Annotated in this window: 13 protein-coding genes, 2 tRNA genes, 1 CRISPR repeat array and 1 other annotated feature (1 of these 17 cut by a window edge); of the genes, 4 read left to right on the top strand and 11 right to left on the bottom strand. The window is 27.9% G+C overall.

What is annotated here, in order from left to right; genetic code table 11:
- Nucleotides 1-131 (bottom strand) — a binding site (T-box leader) (it extends 77 nt beyond the left edge of the window).
- Between the two features lie 15 nt (nucleotides 132-146).
- The 7 genes from C7U54_RS07885 to C7U54_RS14580 form a co-directional block, all read right to left on the bottom strand.
- The gene (locus C7U54_RS07885; RefSeq protein ID WP_107029919.1) at nucleotides 147-1,067 is read right to left on the bottom strand and encodes a hypothetical protein; all 921 of its coding nucleotides are present in this window, start codon (nucleotides 1,065-1,067) and stop codon (nucleotides 147-149) included.
- Complete coding sequence (locus C7U54_RS07880; protein ID WP_107029918.1) at nucleotides 1,036-1,725, bottom strand: LysM peptidoglycan-binding domain-containing protein; 690 nt, start codon at nucleotides 1,723-1,725, stop codon at nucleotides 1,036-1,038. The genes C7U54_RS07885 and C7U54_RS07880 overlap by 32 nt, the downstream gene beginning before the upstream one ends.
- A 61-nt stretch (nucleotides 1,726-1,786) precedes the next feature.
- A complete protein-coding gene (gene yihA, locus C7U54_RS07875) occupies nucleotides 1,787-2,386 on the bottom strand; it encodes a ribosome biogenesis GTP-binding protein YihA/YsxC (RefSeq protein ID WP_107029917.1) in 600 nt (199 codons plus the stop codon).
- 54 nt (nucleotides 2,387-2,440) lie between these two features.
- Nucleotides 2,441-4,762, bottom strand: coding sequence for an endopeptidase La (gene lon, locus C7U54_RS07870; RefSeq protein ID WP_107029916.1), 2,322 nt, complete (start codon nucleotides 4,760-4,762; stop codon nucleotides 2,441-2,443).
- 43 nt (nucleotides 4,763-4,805) lie between these two features.
- Nucleotides 4,806-6,089: a trigger factor gene (gene tig / locus C7U54_RS07865; RefSeq protein ID WP_107029915.1), complete on the bottom strand. Its 1,284-nt coding sequence runs from the start codon at nucleotides 6,087-6,089 to the stop codon at nucleotides 4,806-4,808.
- A gap of 76 nt (nucleotides 6,090-6,165) precedes the next feature.
- Nucleotides 6,166-7,086 carry a hypothetical protein gene (locus tag C7U54_RS07860; RefSeq protein ID WP_022002243.1) on the bottom strand — a complete coding sequence of 307 codons (921 nt, stop codon included), beginning with the start codon at nucleotides 7,084-7,086 and terminating at the stop codon, nucleotides 6,166-6,168.
- Entirely contained in the window at nucleotides 7,083-7,232 is a 150-nt protein-coding gene (locus tag C7U54_RS14580) for a hypothetical protein (RefSeq protein WP_022002244.1), read from the bottom strand. The genes C7U54_RS07860 and C7U54_RS14580 overlap by 4 nt, the downstream gene beginning before the upstream one ends.
- A gap of 111 nt (nucleotides 7,233-7,343) precedes the next feature.
- On the opposite strand from C7U54_RS14580, the gene C7U54_RS07855 reads away from it, so the two are divergent.
- The 4 genes from C7U54_RS07855 (at nucleotide 7,344) to C7U54_RS07840 (ending at nucleotide 9,108) form a co-directional block, all read left to right on the top strand.
- The gene (locus tag C7U54_RS07855; protein WP_032091607.1) at nucleotides 7,344-8,249 is read left to right on the top strand and encodes a GerMN domain-containing protein; all 906 of its coding nucleotides are present in this window, start codon (nucleotides 7,344-7,346) and stop codon (nucleotides 8,247-8,249) included.
- A gap of 33 nt (nucleotides 8,250-8,282) precedes the next feature.
- A complete protein-coding gene (locus tag C7U54_RS07850; RefSeq protein ID WP_107029914.1) occupies nucleotides 8,283-8,753 on the top strand; it encodes a metallophosphoesterase family protein in 471 nt (156 codons plus the stop codon).
- A gap of 61 nt (nucleotides 8,754-8,814) precedes the next feature.
- Nucleotides 8,815-8,891: transfer RNA gene (locus C7U54_RS07845), tRNA-Arg, on the top strand.
- Nucleotides 8,892-9,031: 140 nt separating this feature from the next.
- Nucleotides 9,032-9,108, top strand: a tRNA-Arg gene (locus tag C7U54_RS07840).
- Between the two features lie 176 nt (nucleotides 9,109-9,284).
- A CRISPR array of direct repeats spans nucleotides 9,285-10,310; the repeat unit is 36 nt; unit sequence GTCTTATTCTAGCAAAAAATCATATGGTAACAAAAC.
- Nucleotides 10,311-10,359: 49 nt separating this feature from the next.
- Here the strand turns inward: C7U54_RS07840 and C7U54_RS07835 are convergent.
- The 4 genes from C7U54_RS07835 to cas9 all read right to left on the bottom strand — a co-directional run bounded on the left by C7U54_RS07835 (nucleotide 10,360) and on the right by cas9 (nucleotide 15,814).
- Nucleotides 10,360-11,193: a hypothetical protein gene (locus tag C7U54_RS07835; RefSeq protein ID WP_107029913.1), complete on the bottom strand. Its 834-nt coding sequence runs from the start codon at nucleotides 11,191-11,193 to the stop codon at nucleotides 10,360-10,362.
- Complete coding sequence (gene cas2, locus C7U54_RS07830; protein WP_032091802.1) at nucleotides 11,190-11,498, bottom strand: CRISPR-associated endonuclease Cas2; 309 nt, start codon at nucleotides 11,496-11,498, stop codon at nucleotides 11,190-11,192. The genes C7U54_RS07835 and cas2 overlap by 4 nt, the downstream gene beginning before the upstream one ends.
- Nucleotides 11,499-11,502: 4 nt before the next feature.
- Nucleotides 11,503-12,396, bottom strand: a complete 894-nt coding sequence (gene cas1, locus C7U54_RS07825) for a type II CRISPR-associated endonuclease Cas1 (protein WP_107029912.1) — start codon at nucleotides 12,394-12,396, stop codon at nucleotides 11,503-11,505.
- A gap of 103 nt (nucleotides 12,397-12,499) precedes the next feature.
- Nucleotides 12,500-15,814 carry a type II CRISPR RNA-guided endonuclease Cas9 gene (gene cas9 / locus C7U54_RS07820; RefSeq protein ID WP_107029911.1) on the bottom strand — a complete coding sequence of 1,105 codons (3,315 nt, stop codon included), beginning with the start codon at nucleotides 15,812-15,814 and terminating at the stop codon, nucleotides 12,500-12,502.
- Nucleotides 15,815-16,067: the final 253 nt, after the last annotated feature.

Raw genomic sequence — 16,067 nt, 5'->3', positions numbered from 1 at the left:
TACGTGTTAAACTACTTTATTTCATCTAACATGCTCCTTGGCTACCTTCACTCTTTTCATTTATCCCTTTCCAGCAAACGGGACTCTCTATCAAACAAAGAAGAACTACTCCTCCAAATCATTGCAGTTCTATTCTATCAAATAGACTATTTCTCGTCAATCATTAACTTTTTGAATATTTCTTGTAAGCCATCTAAATAACAAATTAATTTTGACATTTGATAAATATTAACTTCTTCTTGTAAATTTAATTGAACTTGCGGAACAATTGATAAAATACATTGTATTAAGATTTTTTCTTCTTTTAAAAGCTTTACTTCTTTTAAATAATATTCTAATAACGGTAAACTCTCATAGAGTTCATCATGATTTTGAAAAATATCTATCAAATCATAAATACAATAATTAATTTTCATTTGATCAATTGAAATAAGTGTTTCATCACTAACAAAAATATGTTCCTTATTAAAATGATTATACGTTAAAGAAAGTCTAATTTCATTTTTACCTTTCATTATTTCTTGATATTGACTTAAATAATAATATGCTTGATTTAAATAATGAACGATACGATAATAATTTAAAACAAGCATCCAACCTGCTGGAGATTTAAATTTTCTAAATTCAAATTCTCTCATTAATTCTTCATAATCATTTTTTCTTTGTTGAATCAAAGAAAAAAGATCATCATACTGCTTTTTAAAAAAAGCATCTTCTTCATGTTGCATAAAAAAAGAATGATTGTGTAAATACGCTAGGATTTGATAATATGTTTTTATTTTCATTTCTTTTTTTATATGATTATCTTCTTGTAAATAAGGCATAAGATAGATATATTGATCTTGAAAAGGTGTAAAATAGTGTTGTTCATTATTTAATATCAAATGAATAAAATGATGGAGATGTAAGGTATTAAGATGTTGATAAGCAACTTCTAGTTTCTTTTCATCAACAATCTTAACACAATAAAAATGATTAGCTGTTTTCACTTTATAGACACGCGGACTGATTTGAATCAGTCCAATTACGTCTAAATCATACTTTGTTTGAATGATCTTTTGGAGCATAAGGAATAATAAGAATTTGTCCTGCATCTAAATTTAGATCTTGATTATAGTCTCTAATCATTTTTTCATCTACCTGGTATTGTCTAGCTATTGAAGCATACGTATCATTTGGTAAAACGACATATAAATAATAAACACCTAGATCCTCGTCATCATCAACCTTTTCTTCTTTTTCTTTCGTTTCATAAATTTTTTCTTGTAACTTTTCAACATCATGAATTTCTTCGGGTGCCTCAGCAACGACTTGTTCATTTATCGTTTGAGTCTCAACATCCCTTGATAATTTTTCAATTTCATCAATAGGATCTTCATCAAGTTGAATATAACGATTTTCACCTTCTTCAACCCCATACACTCCAACTTCAATTTTAATTTTCAAATTACCATCAATAATATCATAATGAAAATCTTCAACCTTCAAATGAAAATCTTGATGATCTATAATCTTTTGATCATCCGCATAAACATCTAATTCCACATTTTCTAAAAAATGTCTTTTTTCTTGACTAATATATTCTCCTTTAATAGCAAGACTCCCCACCGCTCTAACACCATGATCTTCAATCTTATAGTCGATAGATTCATCAACCGTTAAAGAAACTAATTCCTTTAATTGATGTAGTAAATCAATTTCTTTTTCGTAAAATATTTTTTGCATAGTCATCCTCCTAACAAAGTCTATGCAACAAATCATCAAATATGAAAAAAAGTAGGTTTCCCTACTCAAAATCTAAATCACACAATTCATAAATTGCATTCCAAGCTTCTTGGATTCCTTTTTTCTTTAAACTTGAAAAACGAATAAATGTATCACTTGGATCAAAATGTAATGTATCTTTAATTAATTTTTCATTTTTCTTTAAATCATTACGTTTAAGCTTATCTTCTTTAGTCGCTACAACAATGACAGGTACACCATGATGTTTAACGAACTCATACATCATCACATCATCTTTTGTTGGTTTATGACGATAATCAACAAGTAAAATAAAACCTCTTAAAGTTTGTCTTTCACTAATATATTCATCCATCGTTTTACCAAATTGTTTTGTGACATTATTAGCAACTTTAGCATATCCATATCCAGGAACATCTACAAAATAAAGTGCATCATTGACATTAAAGAAATTCAAAGTTCTTGTTTTACCTGGCGTACTTGATACTTTTGCAAGACCATTTCTAGATAACATTGCATTAATAAAACTACTTTTTCCAACATTTGATCGTCCAGCTAAACACATTTCTGGAAAACTTTCTTTTGGCCATTGGCTTTTCCATGCGGCTGATAATATATATTCTGCTTTTTTAATTTTTACCATTTTTCATCACCTTTTGTATTGTACAAAAAAAATAACGAAAATTCAAGATTTCCGTTATTTAACAATTGCATGCTCTAAAACTGTATCGATATGATCAGCTAAAACAATTTCTAAATCATTTCTTACTGATTCTGGGATATCTTCGATATCCTTTTCATTTTCTTTAGGAATGATGATTTTTCTAATTCCAGAACGATGTGCTGAAATAGATTTTTCTTTCAATCCACCAATTGGTAAGACATTACCACGTAAAGTGATTTCTCCTGTCATGGCAACATCATCTCTTACAGGTTTATTTGTAAAAGCTGAATAGATTGCAGTTGTAAGGGTGACACCTGCTGATGGACCATCTTTTTTGATAGCTCCTTCAGGAACGTGAATATGAATATCTTGTTTATCAAAGGCATTATCATCTAAACCATATTTTTCTTTATTAGCTTTTAGGTAATCTAAAGCAATTGATGCTGATTCTTTCATAACATCACCTAATTGACCAGTAATAATAAATTTACCAGTACCATCAAAATGATTAACTTCGATTGGTAAAATATCTCCACCAAATTGAGTATATGCCATACCTGTAACAACCCCTACTTGAGGACGAAGAAGTTTCTTTGTATGATCAAATGGTGCTTTTCCTAAGAATTCAACAAGTTTATCTTGATCAATTGTAACTGATTCAACTTTTTCTTTTAGGATAGCTAAAACAGTTTTACGACATAATTTAGCAATATATCTTTCAAGTTCACGAACACCTGCTTCACGTGTATAATGTTGAATGATTTCCATGATGATATCATCAGAAATAATCATTTGTTCAGGTTTTAATGAATGCGCATCTAATTGTTTTTTAATTAAATGTTCTTTAACAATCATTAATTTTTCTTGTTCTGTATAACTTGAAACTTCAATAATTTCAAGACGATCTCTAAGTGGTCCAGGAATTCCTCCTAAATCATTAGCAGTCGCAATGAATAAAACTTTAGATAAATCATATGGTTCTTCGATATAGTTATCAGAGAATTGAGAATTTTGTTCAGGGTCTAAAACTTCAAGCATTGCACTTGTAGGATCTCCTTTATAATCACTTGCCATCTTATCAATTTCATCTAATAAGAAGACAGGATTTACAACACCAGCTTTTTTCATTCCTTGAATGATACGTCCAGGCATTGATCCTAAATAAGTACGACGATGTCCACGAACTTCTGCTTCGTCTCTTACTCCACCTAAAGAAGCTTTAACAAATTTACGATCTAAAGCACGTGCAATACTTTTAGCAATACTTGTTTTCCCCACACCTGGTGGACCTGCTAAACAGATAATTGGTGCTTTTAAAGATTGTGTCATTTGTTTAACTGCTAAGTGTTCAACAATTCTTTCTTTTACTTTTTCTAATCCAAAATGATCTTCTTCTAAAATTGCTTCAATTTTAGAAATATCTTCTTCATCTTTAGTTTCTTGATACCAAGGTGTTTTCATCACCCAATCAATATAAGTTCTAACAACGTTCGCTTCTGAAGATGCTGGTGGCATAGCTTCAAAACGACGTAATTCTTCTTCAATTTTATCCTTGATATATTGAGGATATGGATTTTCAGCTAATTCTTTACGAATTTGATCAGCATCGTCTCCTTTATCAACAGTATCACCAAGTTCATCTTTAATAGCTCTTAATTTTTCTCTTAGATAGTATTCTTTTTGATTTTCATCAATACTTTCTTTGACTTTTCTATTGATTGTATCTTCTAATTGACTAATCATTTTTTCAGATTCAATAGAACTTGCTACTAAGAATAATCTTTCATTAATTCTTTGTTCTTCAAGAATTTTTTGTTTTCTATCTAAATCAATTGGTAAATATTGACCAATTGTATCAGCAAGTAAACTAGCTGATGTTCCATTTGAAAGCAATGTTAAGCTTTCAGCTGGAATATGAGGCATATGACGTCTTGCTTGTTCAAAATAAGCTGTTGTTTTTCTTACTAAAGCAACTTCTTCATTTGTGTCTCCATAAATATCTTCTAAAACTTCAGCTGTTGAAAAAATTGAACCATCTTCAATTTTAAAATCTCGAAGGGCAACTCTTTTTTCTCCAGTAACAGTTAATTTGATTGTCCCTGCACTATCGCGACGGATTTTCTTTTCAATTTTACATAAAGTTCCAACATGATAAACATCATCATATTTTGGATCATCAACAATAGGATTGATTTGTGATACAAATAGGATATTGTTATCAAAGTCACGACTTGAAAGTTCAAGTGCTTTTAAACTAAGGGGGCGACCAACATCTAATGATAAACGGTTACCCGGAAAGACAATCATTCCTCTTGTGCACACAACAGGAAGGGTTAATAATGTACTTTCACTCATAATAATCCTCCTTTTTTAAAAAGACGCTTACGCGTCTTTTAAACTATTTCTTTAAGTTTTCTTTAACAACGTCTAACGCTTTTCTATTTAAAATATCAGCATCGATTTGGTACATATTTTGAGCGAAGATTTGTTTGATTTCTTCTAAGTCTCTATTATATGTATTTGCGATTGTTTCTAATTCGCTATTACGTTCTTCATCAGTTACTTCAATATTTTCAGCTTCAACGATAGCAGCTAAGATTAAGTTTAATTTAACTCTGTCTTTTGCTTGATCAGTTAAATCAGCTTTGATAGCATCTTTGTTTTTACCAGTGAATTGTTCATATAATTCAAATGATAAACCTTGTTGTTGTAAGTTCATTTCAACTTCTCTTAACATTGTATCTAATTCAGAATTTAATAAAGCTTCACTATCTTCTACTTTACAACATTCAATTAAAGCTTGAGTTAAATCAGAGAAGAATTTGTTTTCTACTTCATTTTCTTTTTGTGATTTTAATTGAGCTTTAATATGATCTTTTAATTGATCTAAAGTTTCAACACCTTCGATGTTAACATCTTTAGCTAATTCATCATCAGCTTCAGGTAAAACTTTTTCTTTAATTTCATGAACAGTTACTTTGAATGTAGCTTCTTTACCAGCTAATTCAGTAGCTTGATAATCTTCTGGGAATGTTACAACAACATCTTTTTCATTTTCACAAGTCATACCGATCATTTGATCTTCAAAACCTGGAATGAATTGTCCAGAACCGATTTCTAATGAATGATTTTCAGCTTTTCCACCTTCGAATGCTTCACCATCGATGAATCCTTCAAAGTCCATAACTACTGTATCACCTTTAGCAACTTCACCGTTTTCTTTAGTTGTTAATTCAGCGAATTGATGACGATAGTTTTCAACTTGTGCTTCGATATCTTTTTTAGCAACAGTTACTCTACCTTTTTTAACTTCTAATCCTTTGTATTCACCTAATTCAACTTCAGGTTTAACAGGACATAAGATTGTAATTTTTAAGTTATCATTATCAACACTATCAATATTTAATGTTGGTTGAGCAATTGGAGCAACTTCAGCTTTTTTCATGATATCAGCATATCTTTTTTGTAAGATTTGATCAGTAGCTTCATCATAGATAGCTTGTTTTCCAAGTCTAGCTTTAATCATAGCAACTGGAGCTTTACCAGGTCTGAAACCATCTAATTTAACTCTTGTAGCTAATCTTTTTAAAGCAGCGTCTTGAGCTTCTGCCCATTCTTTTTTATCAAATGTTACTTTAATTTGAGTAACAGCATTTTCTAATTTTTTTGTAGTTGTTCTCATTATATATTTCTCCTTATTCCGTATCAAAAGACATTATATACTAACCTTTTTTTAAATTCAACTATATTAATAAATTTTAATATTCGATTGATTGTATTGTTTCCAATACATCTTTTACATCCTCTTGATTGCAATTATATAAATATTCAATATCTTCTAATTCAATATCTATATATTGTAGAGATGCTAAATGATAATGAATAGCTCCTGCAATACTACGATAATCTTGTTCATCAATATATTTTGGATAGATTGAATAAAGATAAAAATTTAAAAATTGTTCACACATCGTAAGTAAAGATGGATTATCATCTTCTAAAGCATCCATCAACAATTTATAAATTTCAACACCAGATTCTTGATTCAAGACCATTGGGGCATAACTTGGGTTAATATCGTAGTGCACACCTTTTTTGACAACTTCCAAATCTTCATCAATTTCTTGATCAATCATTAATTCTATTAATAAACTTTTGGCAAAATCAGGTTGATCATTATCTCTAATAAATTGACGAATAGGAACAATCATACGACGAATATTCATGCCTTCCATTTGTTCAATAGCCATATAAAGTAAATCTTCATTTGTATCTTTTTTAGTTAAAATATTTTCGATATCTTCTTCATTAAAGACTTTTTGAGTCACCCCATCAAAAGATGCTTCTTGTTTTGCTAATAACAATTCATCATAAGCTGCATTAAAAACTGTTTCATATTGATAAGGAATATAAGGCATTGATAATTCCTCTACAATAATATTAATAGCTTCTTCAAATTCTTCTAAATCTTTTAAAATCGATACATAAATAGCAACAACATCATAATAAGTTTCTCCAGCAAGAACTTTTGCTTTCATACCTTCTCTTTTAGCTTGTTGTAATTCTTTCAATCCATATAAACAAACAAGTCTTTGATAACGTACTTGTTCATTATCCATATCATTTAAATATTGCAACGCTTCTTTATATTGACCTGTTTCAATTAAATCTTCTATCATTTTTCTTCTTCATCCTCATCATCATCTAATTGTAAATCATAAGTGATTTCGGGTTGTGTTTGTTCTTCTTCATGTAATTTTTGAATCATTTCACTATAACCCTCTAGTTTCCCAGTCTTCACAAAATCATCATCAGTAAGTGGCACAACTATCCCTCCTTCATTTTCGCTATTATAATATAAAATAAATCTTTAAAAAAGGCAAATTTTAAGACTATTTTATCACTCTTTTCATATTTTAAATAGTGAGGTGATTTCATGTATAAAAAATATTTAAGAAATATTTCAATGATTTTTTTATGTGCTTTTGCAACCTTTGTTTATTTTAAAAATGATGATGTTAAAACAGTGAAAAAGAAAGCCAATATGCAAACAGTTATTTTTAAAGATCAAGATGAAACGCTTATTCCTGTTTCTGTGGATATTGGTGTTAAGGATAATAAGGAAAATAATATTCGAGGGATTATTGAAACAATGAAATCAAAAGATTTTACTCAATTAGGACTTTATCCTATTTTTAATAAGAAATTAGAACTTAATGCTTTAATTATGGAAAGTAATCAACTTACGTTTGATTTTACAAATAATTTTAAAGTATCAAATAATCAACAAGCTTTAGATATTTGTGAAGCTCTTAGCTATTTATTTTGTAAAGATGGTATTTCTAAAATCAATATGAAAATAGATGGTAAAGCTGTTTCTTCATTTGAAAATACAACAATACCATTAAGTTGTATCACTCCTAATTTAGGTATTAATAACTTTGAAACATCCACTTTTGATCTTTATCAAACCTCTTCCGTCCTTGTTTATAACGAAAAAGAAATTGCTGGAAAAACATATTATATTCCTACAACAACACGTATTCAAAACACAAATCAAACAATTGATCAAAAAGTATCTTTATTATTAGATCATTTTGAAAATAATACTAAAGTAGAAACAACTAAAAAATCACAATTAAACGATGGCTTACTTTCTATCTATTTATCATCACGTATTCTAGATAATAGCGAAAATATTTCTCCTACTCTTTATAGTCGTCTTGAAAAATCATTTTTATCACTTCCTGATGTTAGTTCAGTCCATATCTATATTAATAATGAACTTATTCAAGAAGATCAAAATGTAAGTACATCAATCGATAATATTGTACAAATCTAGTAAAGTTTTGTTATAATATTTTTGGTGATGAAAATGAAAAAAATAGTAGTAATGTCAGATAGTCATGGTTATCATCAAATGATTGACCGTGTAAAAGAATTAGAACCTGATGGAGATTTTTATATTCATTGTGGAGACAGTGAAGCTGAAACATATATGATGCAAGATTGGTTATGTGTTAAAGGAAATAATGATTGGTATAGTGATTTTCCAAATCAAATCAAATTTAAAGTTGAAGATTTAAACTTTTTAGTTGCTCATGGGCATCGTTTTGGATATATGGATCGTGAAACAAGTATGATCTATACTTTGCAAGAAGCAAACTGTGATGTACTACTTTCAGGACATACGCATGTTCCTATGTATAAAGAAGTTGATGGTTATACACTTATTAATCCTGGATCTACAACTTTACCTCGTGGAGGAAGTAATCGAAGTTATTGTGTTATTTATGTAGAAGGTAAAGATTTAAAGGTTGAATTCAAAAATTTAGATGATTTTTAAAAAAGTATTGCTTTTTAAAAAAATATATGCTATTCTAGTTGAGCAGTTGAAAGTAAGCAATGTCTACGTAGCTCAGCTGGATAGAGCACACGCCTTCTAAGCGTGCGGTCAGGGGTTCGAATCCCTTCGTGGACGCCATTTGATAATCAACAACCTTCGGGTTGTTTTTTATTTTATATATATCTCTTCAAAATATAAATTTTAAAAAAAATTGTAATTTTTTATTGCAATCATTTCATATTCATGCTAATATATATGAGCAGTTGAAAGTAAGCAGTGTCTACGTAGCTCAGCTGGATAGAGCACACGCCTTCTAAGCGTGCGGTCAGGGGTTCGAATCCCTTCGTGGACGCCATTTAATAAGCAACAACCTTCGGGTTGTTTTTTTATTTTATGTAAATATTTTTATAAGCAAAAAGAGATTTCAAAATAGCATCCTTGAGAAATCTCTTTTTTTACATTTAAATTAAATCTATCAAAAAACACATATGGTAACAAAACAGATGGAACAAGTTTCATCTTTAATATTTAGTCTTATTCTAGCAAAAAATCATATGGTAACAAAACGACATAACGATTCTTCTTGGGCACTACTTCGTCTTATTCTAGCAAAAAATCATATGGTAACAAAACTTACTGCCTGTTGAGAAGCATTCTTTTCTTGTCTTATTCTAGCAAAAAATCATATGGTAACAAAACGGTAAATCAAGTATTAATATCAATATGACAGTCTTATTCTAGCAAAAAATCATATGGTAACAAAACTGAACGATTTTTCGAACCTTGCATCGTCATGTCTTATTCTAGCAAAAAATCATATGGTAACAAAACTCACTATTTACGCGGACTTGCGACCGCCTAGTCTTATTCTAGCAAAAAATCATATGGTAACAAAACCGTCGCCATAAAATACTGGTGTGTATCTTTGTCTTATTCTAGCAAAAAATCATATGGTAACAAAACGTCCTTCAGCCCAATACCATATTATCAAGAGTCTTATTCTAGCAAAAAATCATATGGTAACAAAACACAAACAATCGTCAGTTCTTCCTTTTCCACGTCTTATTCTAGCAAAAAATCATATGGTAACAAAACAGAAAATAGCATAGAATATTGAACCCATGAGTCTTATTCTAGCAAAAAATCATATGGTAACAAAACTGTAAACCCTAAACTGTAAAAAGTCCCCAAGTCTTATTCTAGCAAAAAATCATATGGTAACAAAACTGTTCCGTTGGACGTCTACATTTTTAAATAGTCTTATTCTAGCAAAAAATCATATGGTAACAAAACCATGTAAATAAGAAATACCGTCAACAGCTAGTCTTCTTCTAGCAAAAAATCATATGGTAACAAAACAGCCATTTCTTAATCTCCTTTTTAATTCCCGTCTTATTCTAGCAAAAAATCATATGGTAACAAAACAAAATAGTGTCCTCCTGATTTGTTTATTTAGTCTTATTCTAGCAAAAAATCATATGGTAACAAAACGGCAAGAAAGCCGACTGATAAGCAGTTGTTGTCTTATTCTAGCAAAAAATCATATGGTAACAAAACCTCAAATACATGTTACCATATATTTAAAAATAATAAAATATTGAATATTTTATAGAGTTATAGATATATCAAGTTTAGCTTTTATATTATTTATTATCATTTCTTTTGCCTCCTGTAGTGTGCATACACCTTTATTTAAATAGATATTATATATTTGTTCATCATTATTTAAATCTACTATTAAATCATCAAATATATAAGTATCTTTTATATTTAAAACACTGTTTGTTTTATAAAACATAACAACAATAAAGCAATTTTTCATATTTATGAGATAGTCATTTATTTCTTTTGATAGATATGGTAATTCTATAAGACAAATTATTTTAGTTGCTTGATGTTTAGATATATAATCTATCATTTTAAGTTGAAATAAAATGATTTCATCATAGGATAGATCATATTCATTTGCTTGATCTTCTTCTTTTAAAAATATTGGTAACAATATTTTTAAGAATTGTTTAGGTGTATATGTTATAAATTTTGGATATATTAATTCATTATCTAATTCATTTGTAAAAGATTCTAATAGAAGATTTATTGTATTGATTGTGTCTATGTTATCATCTTGTGCTATAAGTAATTCTATATATCTAGCAATTAGAGAATGTGCTGTTAGTTTTAGATCATTTGTGATTGAATAATGATGGTTTATTTGATAGAAACTTATTTCTTTTACTTTTATTTCTTTATCATTTATCAAAACTTGTGCTTGTCCACTATTATTTATCGAATATTCGCTTTCTTTAGATAATAAAAATACTTCTTTTAAAATATTTACAAAATTATATTTTTCTTCAAAATCATTTCCTATACAATATTTTATATTATTTATTTGTAAGTCATATCTTTTATTTCCTTTTTTTAATGTTAATAGATTCATAATTTTATAAAAGAATCCGCATTTACTGTTTTTTCTTGATTCGAGACCCCACCAACAATAATTTCTATTTTAGAATATTGCTTTTCTGTAACCAACAATAATCTAATTTGTCCTTCTTTAGGAACATTCTTTTTTAATATATTTACATGTTTAACTGCAGCTTCTCTATTTGGAAAAATCTTACAATAAACAGAAAACTGCATCATCATATATCCATTCTTTATAAGATATTTTCTAAAATGTGTATATATTTTTACTTCTTTTTTTGTTTTCATGGGGAGGTCAAAAAATAATACCAATCTCATAAATTCATAAATCATATAAAATTGGTTTAGGAAATAAATAGACATCTTTACTTGTTTCTAATTCTTTTAAAATACTTTCTAAATAAACATAAATAGCATTATTAACCGTTTGTTTTCTTCCATCGATTTCTATTTTCTTAGCTGTAAGTTGTATTAACGCTTCTCTATGTTCTTGTTTAAATAAAATATCTTCCATCATATTATTATAAACATAATGATCTACAATTGGTCTGAATACTTCTATTACATCATCACTTAAATTAAACATATTTTGTTTGCCTCGATGAAAAATACCTAAATTAGGTAAATAACCTTTAGCTACAATAATAGAAGATATTAATGATCTAAAGATACTATATCCATAATTTAATCCAGCATTGATTACATCTTCATCAAATCGTATAAAATCATCACCAAATAATTCTCTAAAATACATTTTTGCAGCTAGACCTTCTCTATTTGTAACATCATCAATTTGAACCTCATTTTCAAATTGATATAGTTTATTTATTACATCTTGACTTTTATTATTTACTTTTAATATTTCTGCTTGATTATGTATTTTAGCCCTTGCTATTTTTTGATGCATGATTTGTTTTCTATTATTATCCCATTCTATTTGTTTATTAATATTTCCACTTTGTGAAAAATGACCATTCATTGGAAGTATGTAACTTTTAGGAATATGATCTATTCCACATATAACTGTACATACATTATTTTCTGTTAATTTATTAATTAAGGGTATACTTAAACTTGATTTGTAATTATCTATAACTAATATTTGAATGTCTGAAATTGGTAGTAGAATATCATTATCATTGTAAATAATCTTAATATTATCTAAATATAATTTCAAACATTCACATTTTTCAATATATATGATCCTATGACTCATTTTTTATAAAAGAAAAAGGCTCCGAAGAGCCGAGTCCGGGATAAACCCTTGTTTTGTTAGGTCATATAAATTTTTGCTAGAATACAACCACCTATATTATAGACTAATCGAACTCTAATTTCAATCTATTATCTTTAACTTCATATATATTTCCTAAAACATCCGTAGCAAATTTTTGAATTTTAATAAAAGGTCCTACAGATGGCATTAATCGTTTTGAGCAGTTAGTGTTAATCGGTTTTACTTCAAAAGTTCCTTTCTTTTCATCATTCGTTGCTGTAAACTTCAAGATTTCATAATGTTTACCATCATGATATTGTGTTTGACCACCATCAATTGAAGCATCATAAACAAACTTTTTACCTTCAGGTTTGATAAGTCCAATAAGTTCATCTCGATGCATTGAACATACAAATTTCCAATCTTCTAGAATTCCTTTTTTAATTTTTTCTTCATGATACCAATTTTCATCTATGACAAATTTATGAATTGTTTCTTTATAAAAAACATCTTTATATCTAACTGTAACAAATTTATATTTTCCTTCAGGAGATACATAAAAGTCTGTTCTATATGGGCTTATTTGTTTTAAAATTACCTTTTTATTATTTGTATTATAATTACCTGTAATTGCTAAATGATTTCCTAGTTTTTCAGAGTAGAATTTCATTGATGTAATTGCTGGTCCATTATTTTTCTTAGAATATTTAGTAATAGCTCCATTTTCATTATAATATGATGTTAAAGGACTTTCTTCTTTTAAAGAATACTTACCTTTTTTGTCAATTACATAATATTCTTTTGAATCTTTATAATCATTAAAATGATTTAATACCACTTCTTTTATTTTTTCAAAAGTTTGAGGATCTTTATGTTTCATAATATACTTATCAGTATCATCATTAATAATATTATTAACAAGTTCAATTGCTTTCTTTTCTTTAGGATCATAGATATTTTTTATTTTTTCAACTAGCATATCTTGTCCTTCAATATTTCTTGTACTATATATTGTTTCATCCGCAATTTGCCTATTTGGTTTTGTATCTATTTTATGAGATACCTTGATAAGTGGATAATGCATTTGTTCTTGGGTAATATAACCTAAGTTATATTGATTCGATTCTTGATAAATATTTTTTAAATCAGAGATAAATGAAATATATCTTTGATCAATAAATTGTTTATCAGGTAAAACATCAAACACTTCCCCTGTTTCCTCATCATATAAATCACTATAGTTGTAATGCATTAAATATGAATTGACAATATTCATTTTCTTTAACGAAGCAACAATCAATGCATCGATTGCATGATGAAAATAATCTTGCTCTCTATCTTTTTGTAAATTTATTCGTTTTCTAAAAATATTGGTTGATTGTCCTCTAATAGTATGAACTTTTGTATCTATTTCATTATCTTTAAAATAGCGTTGCAAAGTATTTAATACTGTACGACAAGCATAGCTTGTATCTACTAAATTACGATTAATAAACTTTCTTGCTACATCTTCCTTGGTAATATCTTGTTCAGTAAGTAAATTATTTCTTTTTTTGCCATTAAAATTTTTATTACTACTTACAAATAATTTATATTTTTCTAAATTACCACCCGTAAATTTTCCCTTTAAATAAGCCATCATTGGTGTTAGATTACCTTTTTGTTGGTTTTCTAAACGAGATGCTAGTATCTTATTTGAAAGTGAATCGTCTAATGAAACAGATATTGGAATAATATGATCGATTTCATATGCTTTATCATCAAAAATCAATGTATGTAAATCAATATCTTGTTGCGTATAGGCTGTCTTACAATCTTGTTGTAAATAAAGACGTACCTTAGTTTTAGTTTTTCCATTAACTTCTTCTGGATCAATGCCTGCATTTTTAATAATATCGTCTACTTCTTTATTAATATTTTCAAATCTTTTTTGATTATCATTTATACGTTTTGTTTGTTCCCTGGTATTTTTATCTCTAGTCATTTCAATGACAATACTATCAAATTCACCATATTTTTTTCTTAACGCATTAATAACTTTAAATGTTTCTCGATGTGCTCTTTTAGCAACTGGAGATAGAATAGCTTCTTCATCAGGTTCAATATTTTTCTTACCCTTTAATGATTTTCTATTTTTATCAAACATTTCTATTTCATGAAGAACTTGTATTTGATTCATTTCTGTTGTAAGCATTTCTTTATTGATTATATGCATTGCTTTAAAAGATAATGAATGATAAGCAGAAACACCTTTAATTGAAGCTAATTCTTCAATTAACTCATTATCAAATTCAGGATATAATTCTTTAATATCTTTTTTTCTTTCATCAATACCTTTTGATTTTGTACATATGTCAATAACTTGATCAACAATCAATTTATCTTCTAGTAATTCTTGTTGGTTATATTTTTTAAAGACTTTTAAAACTTTACTATAACCCTTAAATTCTGTAATTAATGGTTTATCATTTTTATCAATTCTAAATCCTGTAACTTCATCTTCTTGAGCATCTAATAATTTAAGTAATTGTTTAACTGTAATATTTCCTTTTTCATTAACAACTGCGATAACCTTTTTCTTTTCTTCAACTGTTATTTTTTCACCTTTAATCGTTAGATTATTTAAATCATTCAATAAATTAAATAACTCAGCTGTATAGGATTGTTTTGGTGCTCTAAATTCATTTGGATAAACACTGCATCTTCCCCGCATTTCATCAATTAAATTAACATGTTTTAAAACACCATCTACCAGACGATAACTTCCATAAGGAGTAGGTGATTTTTCACTACCTGGACCTTGATCATAACGTCTTCTTCTTGAAACTATTTCAATAATTTGATTACATAATTCTTCATTTAAATCTTGATGTTTTAATATTTCTTTGAGTTCTTTTACATAATCTTCTGTTTTAAAATTATTTTCCGTTCCTCTTACTTTATGATCCTTATTTAATCTATCCAATTGAACTTCACAAATATATTTTCCATTGCTTAATTCTTTTGCATTTTTTGAAAGCATTGCTTTTGTTCCTTCATCATCTTGACTTTCATCAGCAAGTACTTCTAAAGTTGTTCCTCTTGATTTTGTTATGTGCATAATGGCAGTACACAGTTCTTTAGAAGATAGTTTTTCGTTTAACCCTTTAACTCTCATTTCATATGGATTGTAGTTTCGATAATTATCAAAATAAAGATCATTTTTCTTTAAAAGATTTTTCATATCATTTAAACGATTTGATTTTCTTCTTTTTAGACGTCTAGATCCTCTTTTAGTTCTTCGTGTTTCATTTTCTGCAGCAGTTCCTTCTTTAAAAAGTCTTACCCCATAATCCACAAATAAATCATTATCAACATCTATTACACCATACCCTACAGAAGTAATTCCAATATCTAATCCTAATACATATCTACTCATGATTTTTCCTCCTAACTACTTATTAGTTTAATTATACACTTTTATTTTTCTATTCGATACAAACAATGGATATTTTTAATAATTCTTACATTTTCTAACATTATTTATAAGGTAACAAAACAGTTGTGTTATTTTAAGTGATTGTTTTATTTAGACTCTCTTTCACTTTAATTGATTTTATCAAACAAACAAGCATTAAAATATTTAATACAACTTTTATTATCTTTAAAATTACTTCCTTTAATAGCAACCC

Source organism: Faecalibacillus intestinalis, from assembly GCF_003024685.1.
GTDB classification, from domain to species: Bacteria; Bacillota_I; Bacilli_A; order Erysipelotrichales; family Coprobacillaceae; genus Faecalibacillus; species Faecalibacillus intestinalis.
The sequence above is the reverse complement of the archived record's forward strand: the minus strand, read 5'-3'. Positions and strand labels throughout refer to the sequence as shown.